The following is a 16,380-nucleotide window of genomic DNA, read 5'->3' on the forward strand; positions in this document are numbered from 1 at the left end:
AACCACTGGAGCACCACTCGAGCCCCCGCCCCGGCGCCCCGGTGACGCGACGAGGCCGCGTTCCCCAAGGGCGATGGCCGATACCGGGCCCGGTGGAGCCGTACCGGCGTGAGGCGACAGGGCCGCGGCAGACGGAGCCGCATTTAGTTTCAAACGAGACCGTATCGAACGAATCCATGGCGGTAATCTGGCCCCATGAACGCCGACGTTCCTCACCGAACCACCCCCTCACGTGTGACCGACCGCCCCGGCGACGCCTCGCCTTTCGCTCTCGGCCTGCTGCTGCGCCGGGCGCACTGGCGTGCGGCCGCGGTGATGGAGGAGGCGCTCCGGCCGCTCGGCATCGAGCTGCGGCATTTTGCCGTGCTGATCGTGCTGGTCGACCGCGGGCCCACGGTGCAGCGGGACTTGGCGGCGGCGACGGGGTCGGACAAGGCGGGAATCATGCGGGTCGTGGACGACCTGGAGCGCAGGGGGCTGGCCGTACGCAGGAATGTTCCGGGGGACCGGCGGGTGCGGGCGGTGGAGATCACGCCTGAGGGCGTCGAGCTTTTCGACGCGGCCCATGTGGCGGCGGCGCCGCTGGCTGAGCGCCTGGTTGCCGACCTGGCGCCCGGCGAGCCCGAGCAGCTGACGGATCTGCTGACCCGGTTTGCCCATCCCGCAGGCGGCGAGGCCTAAGCACGCCCGCGTCCGCACGGCTGTTGCGCCGCACACCCGGCCGGCGGTGCGCTCCTCACTCCTGCACGCATCGCCGCCGTCACCGCCGGACAGGGCGCAGGCGACGAGAACGCCACGTGACGTCCCGGGGTGAGACGTCACGCGGCGTCCACGGCCCGGGGGTCACACGGCGAGGCGCCCGCCGAGTTGTCTGGCCTTGGCGGTCGCGTCCTCGAAGGCGCGCTTGCGGGAGGCCTCGTAGAGGGGGACCAGCTCGGACATGGCCGGTCTGCGGGGGGCCATGGTGAGTTCGGGGACGATGAAGTCGAGGTCCAGGCCGAGGGTGTTCTTGAGGACGGCCTCCAGGTAGTTCTGCACGAACTCGTAGTCCTCGCGCGGGGTGCCCGCCGCGTAGGAGCCGCCGCGGCTGGCGACGACGATGACCGGGGTGCCCTGGGCGGAGGGAGTCTCGCCCGCGGTACGGCCCAGCAGGAGCACGTTGTCCAGCCACGCCTTGAGGGTCGACGGGATCGAGAAGTTGTACATGGGGGCGCCGATCAGGACGGCGTCCGCCTGCTCCAGCTCCTCGATGAGCTTCACGCGCGCGGCGAACGCGGCGGACTGCTCCGGGGTGTGCTCGCGCGGGGCGGCGTATCCGGCGGACCAGGCGTCGGCGGTGATGTGCGGGACAGGGGCGGCGGCGAGGTCGCGGTAGATGACGGTGCCCTGCGGGTGCTGCTCCTCCCAGGCCCTGCGGAAGGCGTCCGTGACCGAACGGGACGAGGACGCCTCGCCGGGGAACACGGACGAGTCGATGTGCAGCAGCGTGGCCATGGAATTTCTCCAGGAGCGGTGTCCGAGGCGGGGGACCAGGGGCGGAGGATGTGTACGCAGCGATAGTCAAACACGAGATGGTATTGAGTGATACTATCTTGAGTGAAACGAAAATGCCGCGTCGAACGGAGGGAGGTGGGCGATCGTGGACGTCTACGAGGCGGTCACGACCCGGCGGGCGGTACGCGGATTCACCGACCGGCCCGTCCCGAGAGAGGTGCTGGAGCGGGTGCTGTCCGCCGCGGCCTGGGCACCGTCCGGATCGAACCTCCAGCCCTGGCACACCTACGTACTGACCGGCGGACCGCTGGCCGAACTCAAGAAACGCGCCGACGAGCGCCTGACCGCGGGCGACCCCTGGGACGAGCCGGAGTACGAGCAGTACCCGCCCGCACTGAAGTCCCCGTACCGCGAACGCCGATCCGCCTTCGGCGAGCAGCGCTACGGCGCACTCGGCATTCCGCGCGAGGACATGGAGGCACGCCAGAGGGCCGCTTCCGCGAACTGGGACTGCTTCGGCGCCCCCGCCGCCCTGTTCTGCTACATCGACCGCGACCTGGGCCCGGCCCAATGGTCCGACACCGGCATGTACCTGCAGACCGTCATGCTGCTGCTGCGCGCCGAAGGGCTGCACAGCTGCCCGCAGATGGCATGGGCGAAGTACCGCAAGACCGTCGCGGAGGTCCTGTCACCCCCGGACGAACTCATCCTCTTCTGCGGCATGTCGATCGGGTTCGAGGACGTCACGGTGGATTACGCCCGTACGGGCCGGGCGCCGCTCGACGAGACGGTCACCTTCGTCGGTGACTACTGACACCGCCCGCCCTCGACCGGTCAAGGCGCCGCTTCCCGCCACGCGCACATAAGTGGTCCATATGAGTGGTCTATACGCACACAAGGGGCCGGCGTGCCGTCGGCGCTCAGGCCACGGCCCAGGGGCCCAGGTCGCGTGTGCGGCGGGCGGCCGCGGCGGGCCGGCTCTCGTCCCATGCCGGGGCCAGCGCGGCGGAGAGGATGCCCCAGAGCTGGCCGGCGGTCAGGGCGTGCACCGGGACGACGATCTGGCCGGCGAGGCTGACGCGGAACGCGGACTCCAGCGCGCTGACGATGCCGATGAGCGCCATGGAGTCCAGCCCGTAGGCCTCCATCGGGACGTCGGCGGCGGGCTCCTTGTCCCTGCCGAGCCCCGGCAGGCCCTGGCGCAGGACGTCCTCGAACTTCGCGTTCCACGGTGTGTGGGCCATTGGGCGACTTCCTTCCGGGACACGGGAGAGGCGAAGCGGTGCTCCGGGCAGCACCGTGCCGTGTCCCGCTCGAGTTGCCGTGGACGCCCGCTCAGGCCGCAGGCCCGCCCCGGGACATGACCGAAGCCCCCGCCACGGTGCTGCTGCCGGCGGGGGCCTCACGGGTTCGGCGGGGGGTGGTGGTCCGGTGGACGTCGTACGGGGAGCGGGGAGCGGCGGCGGGGAAGGGTTCCGCGGACGCGCGGGACGGAACGGCCGCGCGAGGGCGGGCGGCACCCTCAGACGGCCGCGCTGCCGCCCGCGACCGGCCAGCCGATGTCGTCGGTGGCCGCGGCGGTGGTGGCGGTGGCCTTGGGCCAGCCGATGTTGCCGTTCGCCGAGACGACGGTGACCTTCGGCCACCCGATGTCGTCGGTGGCGGAGACGGTGGTGGCGGCCTTGGGCCAGCCGATGTTGCCGTTCGCCGAGACGACGGTGACCTTCGGCCACCCGATGTCGTCGGTGGCCGCGGCGGTGGTGGCGGTGGCCTTGGGCCACCCGATGTCGCCCTGCGCGGAGGCGGCGGAGACGGTGCCGGCCGTCCTCGGCCAGCCGATGGAGGAGGCGGTGGTCGTGGTGCTCGCCGCCTTGGGCCAGCCGATGCCGTCCGCGGCGGTGCTGATGCCGCCGGCGGTGAGTACGGCGGAGGCGACGGCGGCGGTGGCGGCGGTGACGGCGAGGCGGGCGACGAGGTTCTTCATGACAGCTCCTCCGTGGCAATGAAGCGAATCTGCGTTGGTAACTTCTTGCCAAGAAGCTTGGCAACGCCTCCTCGGGATCTGCTCGGTATTCGCTGGAGATGGGCTGGAGGCCGGCGAGAGACGTCGCACCGCCTGTGCAGATGCCTGGCAATGTTTGTCAAACACCCCGCTCCGCGGGTCGTACGGAGCCGGGCCCGAGGGGGTTGAACAGCACTTTCACGGCCCCTCCGCTAGAGCGCCGCCGGAGCCCCCGTTGCCATCACGGCCTCACGCTAGGCAATGTATTGCCAAGCAAGTTGGCAATATTTGGCGACAGCGGGGGGAGGCCCCGGAAATGAACGCGACGCCGTCATCCACGGACCACAGGGACCACACGTACGGCACGGACCACGCGTACGGCACGGCCACGGACCGCACGGAGCCCGCGGACCAGGAGGGCCGGACGGTCCACCTGGACACGGCGGGCTGGGGCACCATGCCCGCCGCCGTCCGCGCACTCGTCGCCGACTGCGCGAGCCGCGAGGACCGCTACGGCCCGCACGAGCTCGAGGAGGACCTCGAGGACGTCCTGCGCACCGAGGTCCACGAGCGCCTCGGCGCCCTGCTCGGCGTCCCGGCCGCCGACACCGCCGTCGTCACGGACGCCGCCAGCGCCTTCGACGCGCTGGTCTCCCGCCTCGCCCCCGGCCGCGGCGAGCGCGTCTGGACGACCCCCTACGAGAGCGCCGCCCGCCTGACCGCCCTCTACGCCCTGCGCGACCGCACCCGCTGCACGGTGGAGGTCGTCCCGCTGCGCGAGGACGGGGACCTGGACCTGGAGTGGATGGCCCGGCACATCGGCGACGACGTCGCCCTCGTCTCGGTCGTCCACGTCCCCTCCGGCTGCGGAATCGTCAACCCGGTCGAGGAGATCGGGCAGATCCTCGCCCCGTACCGGTGCGTGTACGCCGTCGACGCCTCCTACTCCGCCGGCCAGCTCCCCGTGGATGCCGGCCGCATCGGCTGCCAGCTGCTGACGGGGGACGGCTGGCGGTTCCTGCGCGGCCCCTACGCCGTCGGGTTCGCCTTCCTGGCGCCCCGGCTGCGTGCCGCGTTCGAGGACGCCGCCGCCCACCGCCCCCTGCCGCCGAACGCGGCCGTCGCGGGCCTGAACGCCGCCCTGGCCCACCACACCGCCACCACCGCCACGGCCACCACCGACGGGCCCGCCGGCCTGGCCGGGCAGGGGCTCCTGCCCGCCCTGCGCGCCGCCGTCGAGGAGTGCCCCGGCACCGAACTGATCGCCCCGGGCCGGGTCCAGTCCGCCATCCTCGCCTTCCGCCACCGCGACCTGCCCGCCGCGCTCGTCCGCCGCCGGCTGGCGGCCCGCGGTGTCGTCGTGTGGAAGACGGTCGCGCAGGAAACCCCGCTCCACCTGCCCCGCTCCGGCGCCACCACCGCCCTGCGCGCCTCCCTCGGCCCCGACACCACCCCCCAGGACATCGCCCGCTTCGGCCGCGCCCTGCGGGAAGTCGTCCGCGAGGAGACCGCCGGTGCGCAACGCCCCCGCCCCGCCCGCACCCTCCCTCCCGCCCCCACTCCCGTCCTTGCCTCTGCCCCGGCCCCGGTCCCGCCCGCGGGGCCCCGGCCCCGGCCGTCCGCCCGCCGCCACCTGACCCTGTGCCCCACACCCTGACCCCGACGCTGACCCCGAACCCGAACCCGAATCCGAACCCGAAGGATGCGTCCGGGACGCCCGTCCGCGGACCGGCCGTGATCAAGCGCCCGGAGAAAGCGCCGGATAGAATTCGGGCATGGGTGAGCGGCCCGTCCCCACGGCTGCGCCGGGACCCGCTCCGGGAGCCGGTTCCGGCGGCGCGGGAGGCTGTCCCGGGGCGCTCGCGCGGTGGGCCGGCGGCGGTGTGTGATGGGTGCGGCGTCGGGGGGCAGGGAGCTGTACTCCGGCCGGGCCTCGGGCCTGATCGGGGCGCAGATCGCGGGCTACCGGGTGGAGCGCGAGATCGGCCGCGGGGGCATGGCCGTCGTGTACTGCGCCAAGGACCTGCGCCTGGACCGTACGGTCGCGCTGAAACTGCTCGCCCCGGAACTGGCCCGCAACGACACCTTCCGGCGCCGCTTCACGCACGAGTCGCTGGTGGCCGCCGCCATCGACCACCCGCACATCGTGCCGGTCTTCGAGGCCGGCGAGACGGACGGTGTCCTGTACATCGCCATGCGGTACGTCTCGGGGCTGGATCTGCGGGCCCTGCTCGACCGGGACGGCCCGCTGCCGGTGACGACCGCGCTGCGGATCGCCGGGCAGGTGGCGTCGGCGCTGGACGCGGCCCATGAACACGACCTGGTGCACCGGGACGTCAAGCCCGGCAACATCCTGGTGGCCCGGGGCACCGACAGTGATCATCCCGAGTACGTCTACCTCACGGATTTCGGGCTGACGAAGAAGTCGCTGTCGCTGACCGGGTTCACGACCGTCGGCGAGTTCGTCGGCACGCTCGACTACGTGGCCCCGGAGCAGATCTCGGGCCGCCCGGTGGACGGCCGGTGCGACCTGTACGGCTTCGCCTGCGTCGTCTACGAAACCCTCGCGGGCGGCCCGCCCTTCCAGCGGGACGACGACATGGCGCTGCTGTGGGCGCACCAGTACGACCAGCCGCCGCCCCTGAGCGAGCAACGGCCGGGCATCCCGCCGGCGCTGGACGGCGTGCTGGCCAAGGCCCTGGCGAAGGCCCCCGAGGACCGTTACGACTCCTGCCTGGAGTTCGTGGCGGCACTGCGGGCCGCCGCGAGCGGCGCGGGTGCCGCCGCCGCTGCCGGCAAGGACGTGCACGCGCCGACCCAGGTGGTCCCCGCGGTCCCCGAAGCCGCGCGGGCACCCGACCCGGTGCCCGATCCGGCGTTGGAGCCGGTGCCGGATCCGCCGCGGTGGGCCCGGCCGGTCTTCGGCCGTACCCCCGGATAGCCGCACGCCGTACGCCCGGTCGGGGCACGCCGTACGCCCGTCCGGCCGTACGCTGCCCGCCCCCGGTCCGGCGCTGCCCGCTCCTGCCGGGGTGCGGGGCCGTCGGCTTGCGAGGTGTGCGGGACGGCCGCACACAATGGTTTGAACCCTCCCCCCGCTGAAGCAGGGGGATCCCTGGCTCAGGCTGCCCACGGGCCCAGCGGGCCTACGGGTCTTACACCCTCAACACCAGCCGGGTCGGAACCTGCCCGGTTTGGTACTACAGGCAAAGGAGTTGCTGTGCCGGCTTGACTCTCGTTCAGCACGGTGTGCGCGCTTGGTTCTCGCAACGCACATCGAGCACCCTACCCGCTCGCGTGGACGGTCTTTCGCCCTGGAGGCGAAACCCCGTTCCCTGCCCTGCTCCGCAGGAGTCCGATTCCTCCCCGGCCTGAAGGCCGGGGCATCCTCGGAGGAACAGGTGAAGAGGAACCGACGGGCGGAGGGCGAGGGGGCGGGCGCGGGGCCGGACGGCAGGAGGTTGTGTTGCGGGTTTCCTGAGGCTGTGCCGCTGGCCTGTGTGCCGCAGGCCCCGATGCCGGGAGTGGAGCTCGTGAGCATCGAACCGTCGTCGTCCCAACCGTCGTCCGGCCGTCCCAAAGGTCCTCCGTCGGGGCCGCTGGCGGGGCCTTCCCAGCCGGACCGGCCCACACCCCCGGAGGCCGAAATCCGCCCCGGCGGCGGGCGGTCGGAACCACCGGCCGGACCGCCCGGCGGACCCGGCGGCGGGGGCGGCGACGAGGGCCCGCACCACCCGTGGTGGAAGTCCGCGCCCCGGGTGGCCGTGGTCGCCACCGCGATCGTGGCGGCAGTGGCCCTGATCCTCGTGTTCACCCGCTCCGACGGCACCTCGAACCAGCAGCGGGGCGAGGTCTTCCTGCAGTCCGCCGGGAGCACGGGCACGGACCCGTTCACGGAGTCGACCGCGAAGGAGGGCACCGCGCCGACGGCGACACCCTCGCTGCCCTCCACGGCCACGGGCACGGGCAACACGGTACAGAGCGTGAGCGGTGACGCCCCCGGCCTCTACGGCGGGACGCGCAACGTCGCCAGCTGCGACGTGGAGAAGCAGATCACCGCCCTCAAGGCGGCCCCGTCGAAGAACGCGGCCTTCGCCTCGGTGATGGGCATCCAGCCCTCCGCCGTCCCCGGCTATCTGCGCACCCTCACCCCCGTACAGCTCCGGGCGGACACCCGGGTCACCAACCACGGCTACCGCAACGGTTCTGCCACCACCTATCAGGCCGTGCTGCAGGCGGGGACCGCCGTCCTGGTCGACGACCGCGGGGTACCGCGGGTGCGCTGCGCCTGCGGGAACCCGCTGACACCGCCGGCCGCGCAGCAGAGTGCCGACCCCAGGCCGGTGGGCCAGTCGTGGTCCGGCTACCGGCCCTCGCACGTGGTCGTCGTCGCGCCGGCGCCCCGCCCGGTGAAGAAGTTCGTCGTGGCGGGCCACAAGAAGGGCGAATGGTTCACCCGGGACCAGGGCGACCACCGCGGCGAGCACGACACGAAGACGGCACCGCCCCCGCCGCCACCGAAGCCGTCCACGCCGGGCAGGGAACAGACACCCTCGAACGGCAACACCTCGCAGGGACCGGGCAAGCCCTCCAAGTCCTCCGAGTCGGGTAAGCCGTCGAAGTCGTCGGAGTCGGGTAAGCCGTCGAAGTCGTCGGAGTCGGGTAAGCCGTCGAAGTCCTCCGAGTCGGGCAAGCCCTCGAAGCCGTCGGAGTCGGGCAAGTCGTCGGAGTCGGGTAAGCCGTCGAAGTCGTCGGAGTCGGGTAAGCCGTCGAAGTCCTCCGAGTCGGGCAAGCCCTCGAAGCCGTCGGAGTCGGGCAAGTCGTCGGAATCTGGCAAGCCGTCCAAGTCGTCCGAGTCTGGCAAGCCCTCCAAGTCCTCCGAGTCGTCGAAGTCCGGCAAGGAGTCGTCACCGTCGAAGGACAAGTCCTCGTCGGGGTCGGGCAAGCCGTCCTCTCCGTCGTCCGGGGGGTCCTCGAAGCCGCAGGCCCCGTCCTCCGAGCCGCCCTCCTCGAAGCCCGAGCCAAAGACGTCCGCGCCCCAGACCTCCGCACCTCCGCCCCTGTCCTCCGCGCCCCAGAACACGGCGCCCCAGAATTCCGGACCCCCGCCCGCCGACACAGGACAACAGCAACAGCAGCAGCAACCGCCCGGCCCCGAGGGGTCCTAACAGCGCTGGTGCACATACGCCGCACGGTGTCCCAGGACCACCGTGCGGCGTCTTTTTTGCGCGCTTTACCCGACTCGTTCCGCTGGGTCAAGTCACGACTCCTCGGAACGTGACCGTGCGGTGCCCGTGGGGCCTACTTGAAGTGCGGGCCTCACCGGAAAGGAAATCCGGAAAATGAATGAGGCAGGACGGTAGGACGGAAATCTTCGGCAGAGGGTTTTCTCTTTCACCGAAACCGCGAATTATCCCGGTACGGCGGTCCCGGTAGAACGGTCCGCCGGCTGTCGTCCCGAATTTACGGGGCGGACAGAAGAGTCCCCTTAATCGGTAGGAGAAAACCCATGACCCGTATTTTTCACACCCACAGCGATGCCCGTTCCAAGCGCCGGGGCTTCCGCCTCGCGACACTCGCCGCCTCGGCCGCGGTGATCACCGGGGGCATCGTCCTTCCGGCGTCCGCAGCGATGGCCGCGCCGATGCCCGCCGCGCATGTCGTGAGCTTCGTCCACGGCGGCGGTGCCGGCGGTGACGGCGGTGCCGGCGGCGGCGGCTTCGTCGGCGGCGGCGGGGGCTCCGGCGGCTCCGGCGGCGGCAGCGTCCTGGGCGTCGGCGGCAACGGAGGCAAGGGCGGCAACGGAGGCGACGGCATCCTGTCCGGCGGCGGTGGCGGCGGCGGTGGTGGCGGCGGCGACGGTGTCATCGGCGGCAACGGAGGCAAGGGCGGTGACGGCGGCACCGGCCTGTTCGGCGGCAGCGCCGGCTCCGGCGGCTCCGGCGGCTCCGGTGTCATCGGCGGCAACGGAGGCAAGGGCGGCAACGGCGGCTTCGGTGTCTTCCAGGGCGGCAACGGAGGCAAGGGCGGCGCGGGCGGGCTCGGCATCCTCTTCGGCGGCCTGGGCGGCGGCGGTGGCGCCGGCGGCGGCAGCATCTTCTGACCGTTACGCCCCGGCGGGGCGGAGGCCCGCACAGCCTCCGCCCCCGACCCCCCACCCCACCCCCGCCCCTCACCCCGTTGGCCAGGCGCGGAGCCGGACGGCCGGCGCTGCGCCCGCAGAACCACAACCTCGCTCAAGGAAAACGGAGAACCCCCATGTCCAGAACTCGCTGGCAGCGTCCGCTCGTCCTGGCGGTGGCCTCGGTGGCCCTCGCCACCGGCACCGCGTGCGCAGCCCAGGCGGCGCCGGGTGCCACCACAGGCACCAGCCAGATGGCCCCGGCCGACCCGTCCCACTGCGGCCATGGCGGGGAGGGCGGGAAGGGCGGGGAAGGCGGCAAGGGCGGTGCGCCCGGTCAGCCGGGGGAGCCCGGCAAGCCCGGCCGGTTCGGCTGCTTCAAGTTCGACGACCTGCCCGACAAGCCCAAGTCGGAGCTCACGGGCGTGGACAAGATACGGATCGTGCTGACCGTGGAGTCCGGGCAGGCGAAGAAGGCCGACGTCGCCAAGAAGTACAAGATCTCCGAGAAGGAGTTCGACACCTGGGACAAGCAGTTCCGCGACGGGGACTGGGCCGCGCTGATGGGTTTGAATTCCCTCTTCGGCTCCTGAGGAACTTCCTTCGACGCCCCGGCCCGGTGCGGGCCGGGGCGTTCCTTGTCAAGTCCCGAATTTCCGGGCCGTGACGGCGAGGCCCTTGACCGGGTTTATTCGATACAGCGGAAACCGCGGTACGGAAAATAATTCTTTGGGAAGAGGAATGCCATGCGTATACGTTCTTGGAAGGTCCGTCTCGGTCTCACGGTCTCGACCGCCCTGACCGCCGGTGTGGCGGCCGGCGCGCTGGCGCCGGCCGCGATGGCCGCGCCGGTGCCGCAGAACCATACGGCCGTGGTGGCCGCCGCCCGGCAGCTCCCCGCCGACGGCGCCCGACCGGGCGGCGGCAGCCAGTTCGCCAACGGCCAGTTCGCCGGTGGTCAGTTCGGCACCGTCAAGGTGGGCGGCGGCAGCGTGCGGATCGGCGACCGGGTGTGTGCGGGCAACTGCAACGGGACCGTCAACGGGAGCAACGGCGGTCAGGGCGGGATCTGCGCCGGGCTGTGCAACGGCAGCGCCAACGGCGGCACCGGCACGACCGGCGCGCCAGGCCACGAGGGCGGTATCGGCGGTCAGGGCGGGATCTGCGCCGGGATCTGCGGCGGCAGCGCCAACGGCGGCACCGGCGGCACCGGCGGAGCCGCGGTGGGCACCGGCGACGGCGGCCGCGGCGGCAAGGGCGGCACCGGCGGGATCTGCCTCGGGTTCGGCTGCGAGAGCGGCGGCATGGGCGGCCGCGGCGGCACCGGCGGCGCCGGCTGACGCTTGCCCCCCGAGGGCTGGTAGGTGCCCGCCAGGGCCTGTCCGGCAGACATTGACTTCTCCCCCAGCTGAAGCAGGGGGATTCTCCCCTCGCGGGTTGAGCTTTCTGCTTCTCAGACAGCAGCTGCCCCGAACTAACGGCAAGGGACGTTGGTACGCCCAGCAGTCTTACGCCAGCTCCACAGACCTGACATCCCGCCAGCCCGGCGGTAGGCCCGGCCAGCTTGGTTATCAAACGGCCGGACGGCCTACAAACTACCAGTCTCCTGCGGGTCGTTGGCGGTAGACGCCGATCCGCCCTGGCGGCGAATCGGCTTTCCCTGCCCTGCTCCGCAGGAGTCCGATTCCTCCCCCGCCTGAAGGCGGGGGTATCCACGGAGGAATCCCGATGACGCAGCGCCGGACTTGCGAGCCGCCCGGCCGCGGGGCGTCACGGAGCAAGGCCGTCATGGCTGGTGGTGGCTGTCCGGTCTGTGCAGGAGAGCATTTGCGCCTGGGGGTGAAGCGCATCCTGTGGCTGCGACGCGGAGCGTCGCGGTGCCGGGGTGGGGGTGGGGGTGGGCGCGGAGCGCCCGCAGGGCTGCCAGCGGAGCCGGGCAGTGCTTTGTCCGGGCCGGTGTGGCCCGTATGACGGCAGTGCGGAAGTGTTCCGGCGGGGCTGGGTTGGGCTGATCGGGTCGGGGTTGTCGGTGGTGGGTGTTAGCGTCCGGATCATGCAGCTTCGGTATGCCTTCCGCCTCGACCCGGGGTCCGGTCAGCGTGTTGCGCTGGCGCGGGCGTTCGGGTGTGCGCGGGTGGTGTACAACGACGCGGTCGCCGCCCGGGAGCGGGCCCGGCGGGAGGGTGCTGCGTTTCCGAGTGCGGGCGTGCTGTCGAAGACGCTGATCACCGAGGCGAAGCAGAGCCCCGGGCGGCAGTGGCTGTCCGAGGTGTCGGCAGTCATCCTGCAGCAGGCGCTGCGGGACGTGGAGCGCGCCTACACCAACTTCTTCTCCTCTCTGAAAGGATCCCGCCAGGGGGCACGGGTGGGGGCGCCGCGCTTCAGGTCGAAGCGGGATGCCCGCCAGGCGATCCGGTTCACCGCGAATGCCCGATGGAAGATCACCGAGGCGGGGCGGCTGCTTCTGCCGAAGATCGGCGAGGTGAAGGTGCGCTGGTCGCGCAGGCTCCCGTCGGTCCCGTCGAGCGTGACGGTGATCCGGGACGCAGCGGGGCGGTTCTTCGCTTCCTTCGTCGTGGAGAGCGACCCGGACGCCGACCTGGCGCGGATGCCGGGTGCCGATGGTCTGCCGTCTGTGGGGATCGACTTGGGTCTGACTCATTTCGCGGTCCTGTCGGACGGGACGAAGATCGACAGCCCGCGGTTTCTGCGCCGGGCGGAGAAGAAGCTGAAGAAGGCGCAGCGGGAGTTGTCCCGCAAGCAGAAGAGGTCGAAGAACCGGGAGAAGGCCCGTCTGAAGGTGGCCCGCGCGCACGCCCAGGTCGCCGACGCCCGCCGCGAATTCCACCACCAGCTCTCCACCCGCCTGATCCGCGAAAACCAAGCGGTCGCGGTGGAGGACCTGGCGGTGAAAAGCCTTGCCCGCACACGGCTCGGCAAATCCGTGCACGACGCCGGATGGGCGGCATTCGTGGCCATGCTGGAGTACAAGGCCGGCCGGTACGGGCGCGTCTTTGTGAAGGTCGGCCGGTTCGAGCCCACCAGCCAGGTGTGCTCGGTCTGTGGAGTCAAGGACGGGCCCAAACCCCTGCACGTGCGCACCTGGACGTGCACGCAGTGCGGCACGGTCCATGACCGGGACCACAACGCCGCCAAGAACGTCAAACAGGCCGCCGGACTGGCGGTGACAGCCTGTCGAGCGCAGGTAAGACCGGGACTCGTTCCGGCGCAGCGCGAAGAAGCAGGAAGCCACGGAATCCACACCGGAACTCGTGCCGCACAGCGGCACAGCACCCGGTGAGGAAGGCCAGAATCTCCCTGCTTCAGCAGGGGGAGCAAGTCAAAGCAGCGCGGGTCATCTCTTCTTCTCTCTCTCCTCTCTCCGTCCGTCCGTCTCTCCGTCTCGTCGTCTCCGTCCCGCCCGTTCTGGTGCACCCCGGCGGCTCCTCGACCTGCTCGACCAGGCCACCGACCCCCCGCCCCGCCGTGTCCCCGCCCCCCGGCCGAACCGCGGGAGACACCCTCGTGCTCTACACCGACGGGCTTGTCGAACGCCGGGGGGAGGACATCGACGTCGGCCTGCGCCGGCTCACCGACACTCTCACCCGCCACACCCGTCTTGCTCCCGAACGCCTGGCCGACATGCTGCTCGCCCGCCTCGGTGTCAGCAGCGGCGGGCGCGACGAGGTCGCCCTGGTCGTCGTGCGCCTTTAGCGGCCACGTCTGCGCGGCCGCGCTCCTGCGTGACGGTTGCCCGAGCCCTGCGGGGCGCGTGCCCGTACGACCGGTACTGCGACCGGTACGGTGACGCCGCGAGCGGCCGCGGCGCCGGCTGCCCGGGGCCCCCGCCGCCACGGTGGTCCGTCAGCCGCGCATGGCCGCGACCCGCGAGCCGACCGGGCACCCCGCTGTGCCTCCTGCACGGAGCCGGAGTCGTCCGCGGGCACGGTCACACCGCGCGCCCTTCAGGCCGGTTCTGCACTGAGTTGCGAGGCGGGCGAAGGCCGTCCGTCCCGGGCGGCGGTCAGCCGGGGGAGAGGGACTGCTCGGCCCAGACGGTCTTGCCGGTGACGGCGTGCCGGGTGCCCCAGCGTCGGGCGAGCTGGCCGACCAGCAGCAGGCCCCGCCCGCCCTCGTCGAAGGTCCGGGCGCGCCGCATGTGCGGGGCGGTGCTGCTGGAGTCGAAGACCTCGCAGGTGAGCGTGGAGTCCTCGTGGATCAGCCGCAGCTGGATGGGCGGCCGGCCGTAGCGGATGGCGTTGGTGACCAGTTCACTGACCGTCAGTTCGGTGATGAAGGCGGCGTCGTCCAGCCCCCAGGCGGTCAGCTGCTCGGTGGCGTGCTTGCGTGCCCGGGCGACGACGGCCGGGTCGGAGGCCAGGTCCCAGGCGGCGACCCGGTCGGCGTGCAGGGCCCGGGTGCGGGCGACGAGCAGGGCGATGTCGTCGTCGGGACGGTGGGTCAGCATGGCGGTGAGGACTCTGTCGCAGACCGTGTCGAGGGTTTTCGCGGGGCGGGCGAGGGCGGCGAACATCTTGTCCAGTGCCTCGTCGATGTCGTGGTCGCGGGCGGCGAGCAGGCCGTCGGTGTAGAGGGCCAGGAGGCTGCCCTCGGGCAGTTCGGTCTCGAAGGTCTCGAACGGCAGGCCGCCCAGGCCCAGCGGTGGCCCGGCCGGGACGTCAAGGAAGCGGACGGCGCCGTCCGGGGTGACCGCGGCGGGCGGCGGGTGGCCGGCCCGGGCGAGGGCGCAGCGGCGCGAGACCGGGTCGTAGACCGCGTACAGGCAGGTGGTGCCGATGCCCCCGGCACTCTCGTCGGCGCCGCCCGTGCCGCCCTCGTCGGCGGACAGGTGCAGGACGAGGTCGTCGAGGTGGGTGAGCAGTTCGTCGGGCGGCAGGTCGACGTCGGCCAGGGTGCGCACCGCGGTGCGCAGCCGGCCCATGGTGGCGGAGGCGCGGATGCCGTGGCCGACCACGTCGCCCACGACGAGGGCCACCCGCGCACCGGACAGCGGGATGACGTCGAACCAGTCGCCGCCCACGCCGGCCCGGGTGCCGGCGGGCAGATAGCGGGTGGCGATGTCCAGGGCTCCCTGGTCGGGCAGCGTCTGCGGGAGCAGGCTGCGCTGCAGGGTCATGGTGCTGGTGTGCTCGCGGCTGTCGCGGCGGGTGGTGTGGATGCTGACGGCCGCCTTGGCGGTGAGTTCCTCGGCCAGCCACAGGTCGTCCGCCTCGAAGGGCTCCGCGTGCCGGTGCCGGCCGAAGAGGGCCACGCCGAGTGTGGCGCCGTGGGCCCGCATCGGCACCACCATCACCGAGTGCGTTCCGCTCCCGGGGAGCCGGGCGGCTCCCGGGTCCTGCCGAGCCCACTGGAGCAGGTCGGGGTCGGCCGCGTCGTACAGGGCGCCGTGGCCCTGGGCCAGGCACCGGGCCACCGGCGACAGGGCCGGGTAGAGGGCCGCCGTGCCCGCCGTGCCCGCCGTGCCCGCGGCGGAGGCGGCGGAGGCGGTGGGGCCGTCGTCGAGGACCGAGCGCACCGCGGTACGGGTCATGGCGAGGGGCCCGGCCGGGGCGGCGGGGGAGGGCTCGCCGCCGTGCCGGGGGGCGTCCAGCAGATCGACGGCGGCGAAGTCCGCGAGCCGGGGGACGGCGATGTCGGCCAGTTCCTGCGCGGTGCGCCCGCTGTCCGCGGTGGTGCCGATGCGGGCCGAGGCCTCGCTCAGCAGGAGCATCCGCTGCCGGGCGAGATGCTCCTGGAGCCGCTGGTGCGCCGCCAGGCACACCGCGCGCACCCGGCCGGCGGGGTCCTCCAGCGGGACGAGGGAGGTCGACCAGCCGTCGTTTGCCCCGGTGCCTGCGGGGCCGGCGCCCGCCCGCAGCTGCTGCGGGCCGCCGCCCTCCAGCACCCGGCGCATCTTCGCCTCGGTCTCGTCGCTCACCGGATGCGGCACGATCTCCGGCAGACGCATCCCGCGCATCTGGTCCTCGGTGAGGGACAGCACCTGCTCCATACCGGCGTTGGCCCGCACCAGCCGCAGGTCCGCGTCGAAGACGGCCATGACACAGGGCGCCTGGCGAAACGCCCATTCCCCCAGCCGCCCGCTCCCGTACGTCCCGCTTCCCGCCGCCTCGCTCCCGGACGTCCCGCCCCCGGCTGCTTCTCCTTCGGGTGCTTCTCCTTCGGGTGTGCCGGCGGGTGTTTGCCCCTCGGGTGTGCCGGTCACGGCGGACACCACGAGCCACTCGGTGACGGGGCCGTCCGCCGTACGGCGGTGCGCCAGCAGTTCCCGCCGCAGCCGGCGGCCGTCGCGGTGCCGCAGTGCCACGGTGCCGCTCCACCGCTCCCGTCCGGCCGCGTCCCGCAGCGCCGCCGCGCCGACCGTGCCGGCGTCGTCGGCGTCGTCGGCGAGCAGACGGGCGGCGGGCTGTCCCACGACCTCCGAGGGCGGGTAGCCGAGCAACTGCCGGGCGCCTTCGCTCCACTCCGTCACGATGCCCCGCGCGTCGACGGCGGCGGTGGCCGGGGGAGGGGGAGTGGGAGGGGCCGGGCGGGCCGGACCGGGGGAGGTGTCCGACTCGTGTGGCCGCTCACCAGGATGGGTGGGAAGTCGCTCCATCGCCGCTCATCTCGCCGTTCGGGAACCTGCACGGCCGGGGGCTCTCCTGACAAGCATGATCCCGGGGGGCACGGAGCACCAACCCGGCGCCGTCACCGGGGCGCGGCCCGCCGCCCCGTCCGTGACCGCGCCGCTGCAAACCCGCGG

Annotated in this window: 12 protein-coding genes and 2 pseudogenes; 10 read left to right on the top strand and 4 right to left on the bottom strand. The window is 72.6% G+C overall.

All coding sequences use genetic code 11. The features are described from left to right. Nucleotides 1–195: 195 nt before the first annotated feature. Entirely contained in the window at nt 196–681 is a 486-nt protein-coding gene (locus FNV62_RS52685; RefSeq protein WP_075032243.1) for a MarR family winged helix-turn-helix transcriptional regulator, read from the top strand. Nucleotides 682–843: 162 nt separating this feature from the next. On the opposite strand, the gene FNV62_RS52690 is transcribed toward FNV62_RS52685, so the two are convergent. After that, complete coding sequence (locus FNV62_RS52690) at nt 844–1,494, bottom strand: FMN-dependent NADH-azoreductase (RefSeq protein ID WP_143604919.1); 651 nt, start codon at nt 1,492–1,494, stop codon at nt 844–846. Nucleotides 1,495–1,639: 145 nt separating this feature from the next. On the opposite strand from FNV62_RS52690, the gene FNV62_RS52695 reads away from it, so the two are divergent. Beyond that, complete coding sequence (locus FNV62_RS52695; protein WP_143651799.1) at nt 1,640–2,308, top strand: nitroreductase; 669 nt, start codon at nt 1,640–1,642, stop codon at nt 2,306–2,308. 106 nt (nt 2,309–2,414) lie between these two features. On the opposite strand, the gene FNV62_RS52700 is transcribed toward FNV62_RS52695, so the two are convergent. Both FNV62_RS52700 and FNV62_RS52705 read right to left on the bottom strand, forming a co-directional pair. Next, nucleotides 2,415–2,738: an acyl carrier protein gene (locus FNV62_RS52700; RefSeq protein WP_225900742.1), complete on the bottom strand. Its 324-nt coding sequence runs from the start codon at nt 2,736–2,738 to the stop codon at nt 2,415–2,417. A 278-nt stretch (nt 2,739–3,016) separates the two neighbouring features. Beyond that, the gene (locus FNV62_RS52705; protein WP_143651800.1) at nt 3,017–3,478 is read right to left on the bottom strand and encodes a hypothetical protein; all 462 of its coding nucleotides are present in this window, start codon (nt 3,476–3,478) and stop codon (nt 3,017–3,019) included. A 334-nt stretch (nt 3,479–3,812) separates the two neighbouring features. Here FNV62_RS52705 and FNV62_RS52710 point away from each other — a divergent pair, with 334 nt between their 5' ends. The 8 genes and pseudogenes from FNV62_RS52710 to FNV62_RS56705 all read left to right on the top strand — a co-directional run. Next, on the top strand, nt 3,813–5,153 hold the full coding sequence (locus FNV62_RS52710; RefSeq protein WP_143653946.1) for an aminotransferase class V-fold PLP-dependent enzyme: 1,341 nt from the start codon (nt 3,813–3,815) through the stop codon (nt 5,151–5,153). A gap of 231 nt (nt 5,154–5,384) precedes the next feature. Then, the gene (locus FNV62_RS52715; RefSeq protein ID WP_054229523.1) at nt 5,385–6,437 is read left to right on the top strand and encodes a serine/threonine-protein kinase; all 1,053 of its coding nucleotides are present in this window, start codon (nt 5,385–5,387) and stop codon (nt 6,435–6,437) included. Between the two features lie 592 nt (nt 6,438–7,029). Continuing rightward, nucleotides 7,030–8,259 (top strand): annotated as a pseudogene (locus FNV62_RS56695) (DUF6777 domain-containing protein); the annotation flags it as partial. Between the two features lie 746 nt (nt 8,260–9,005). Continuing rightward, nucleotides 9,006–9,599, top strand: coding sequence for a hypothetical protein (locus FNV62_RS52725; protein ID WP_205522184.1), 594 nt, complete (start codon nt 9,006–9,008; stop codon nt 9,597–9,599). Nucleotides 9,600–9,754: 155 nt separating this feature from the next. Continuing rightward, entirely contained in the window at nt 9,755–10,210 is a 456-nt protein-coding gene (locus FNV62_RS52730) for a DUF1153 domain-containing protein (protein ID WP_144078807.1), read from the top strand. Between the two features lie 153 nt (nt 10,211–10,363). After that, nucleotides 10,364–10,957, top strand: a complete 594-nt coding sequence (locus FNV62_RS57395) for a hypothetical protein (RefSeq protein ID WP_144316291.1) — start codon at nt 10,364–10,366, stop codon at nt 10,955–10,957. 713 nt (nt 10,958–11,670) lie between these two features. Then, entirely contained in the window at nt 11,671–12,918 is a 1,248-nt protein-coding gene (locus FNV62_RS52740) for an RNA-guided endonuclease InsQ/TnpB family protein (protein ID WP_143652497.1), read from the top strand. Nucleotides 12,919–13,034: 116 nt separating this feature from the next. Continuing rightward, nucleotides 13,035–13,331: pseudogene (locus FNV62_RS56705) on the top strand (SpoIIE family protein phosphatase); the annotation flags it as partial. A gap of 310 nt (nt 13,332–13,641) precedes the next feature. Here the strand turns inward: FNV62_RS56705 and FNV62_RS52750 are convergent. Continuing rightward, entirely contained in the window at nt 13,642–16,233 is a 2,592-nt protein-coding gene (locus tag FNV62_RS52750) for a SpoIIE family protein phosphatase (protein ID WP_143651804.1), read from the bottom strand. Nucleotides 16,234–16,380 lie beyond the last annotated feature (147 nt).

The sequence above is a fragment of the Streptomyces sp. RLB3-17 genome (genome assembly GCF_007113425.2).
Classification (GTDB): Bacteria; Actinomycetota; Actinomycetes; order Streptomycetales; family Streptomycetaceae; genus Streptomyces; species Streptomyces mirabilis_D.

Excerpts from the sequence above, each read along its gene's own strand:
- FNV62_RS52685 (WP_075032243.1), top strand. The coding sequence starts at position 196 with ATGAACGCCGACGTTCCTCACCGAACCACCCCCTCACGTGTGACCGAC.
- FNV62_RS52690 (WP_143604919.1), bottom strand. The coding sequence starts at position 1,494 with ATGGCCACGCTGCTGCACATCGACTCGTCCGTGTTCCCCGGCGAGGCG.
- FNV62_RS52700 (WP_225900742.1), bottom strand. The coding sequence starts at position 2,738 with ATGGCCCACACACCGTGGAACGCGAAGTTCGAGGACGTCCTGCGCCAG.
- FNV62_RS52705 (WP_143651800.1), bottom strand. The coding sequence starts at position 3,478 with ATGAAGAACCTCGTCGCCCGCCTCGCCGTCACCGCCGCCACCGCCGCC.
- FNV62_RS52710 (WP_143653946.1), top strand. The coding sequence starts at position 3,813 with ATGAACGCGACGCCGTCATCCACGGACCACAGGGACCACACGTACGGC.
- FNV62_RS52715 (WP_054229523.1), top strand. The coding sequence starts at position 5,385 with ATGGGTGCGGCGTCGGGGGGCAGGGAGCTGTACTCCGGCCGGGCCTCG.
- FNV62_RS52725 (WP_205522184.1), top strand. The coding sequence starts at position 9,006 with ATGACCCGTATTTTTCACACCCACAGCGATGCCCGTTCCAAGCGCCGG.
- FNV62_RS52730 (WP_144078807.1), top strand. The coding sequence starts at position 9,755 with ATGTCCAGAACTCGCTGGCAGCGTCCGCTCGTCCTGGCGGTGGCCTCG.
- FNV62_RS57395 (WP_144316291.1), top strand. The coding sequence starts at position 10,364 with ATGCGTATACGTTCTTGGAAGGTCCGTCTCGGTCTCACGGTCTCGACC.
- FNV62_RS52740 (WP_143652497.1), top strand. The coding sequence starts at position 11,671 with ATGCAGCTTCGGTATGCCTTCCGCCTCGACCCGGGGTCCGGTCAGCGT.
- FNV62_RS52750 (WP_143651804.1), bottom strand. The coding sequence starts at position 16,233 with ATGGAGCGACTTCCCACCCATCCTGGTGAGCGGCCACACGAGTCGGAC.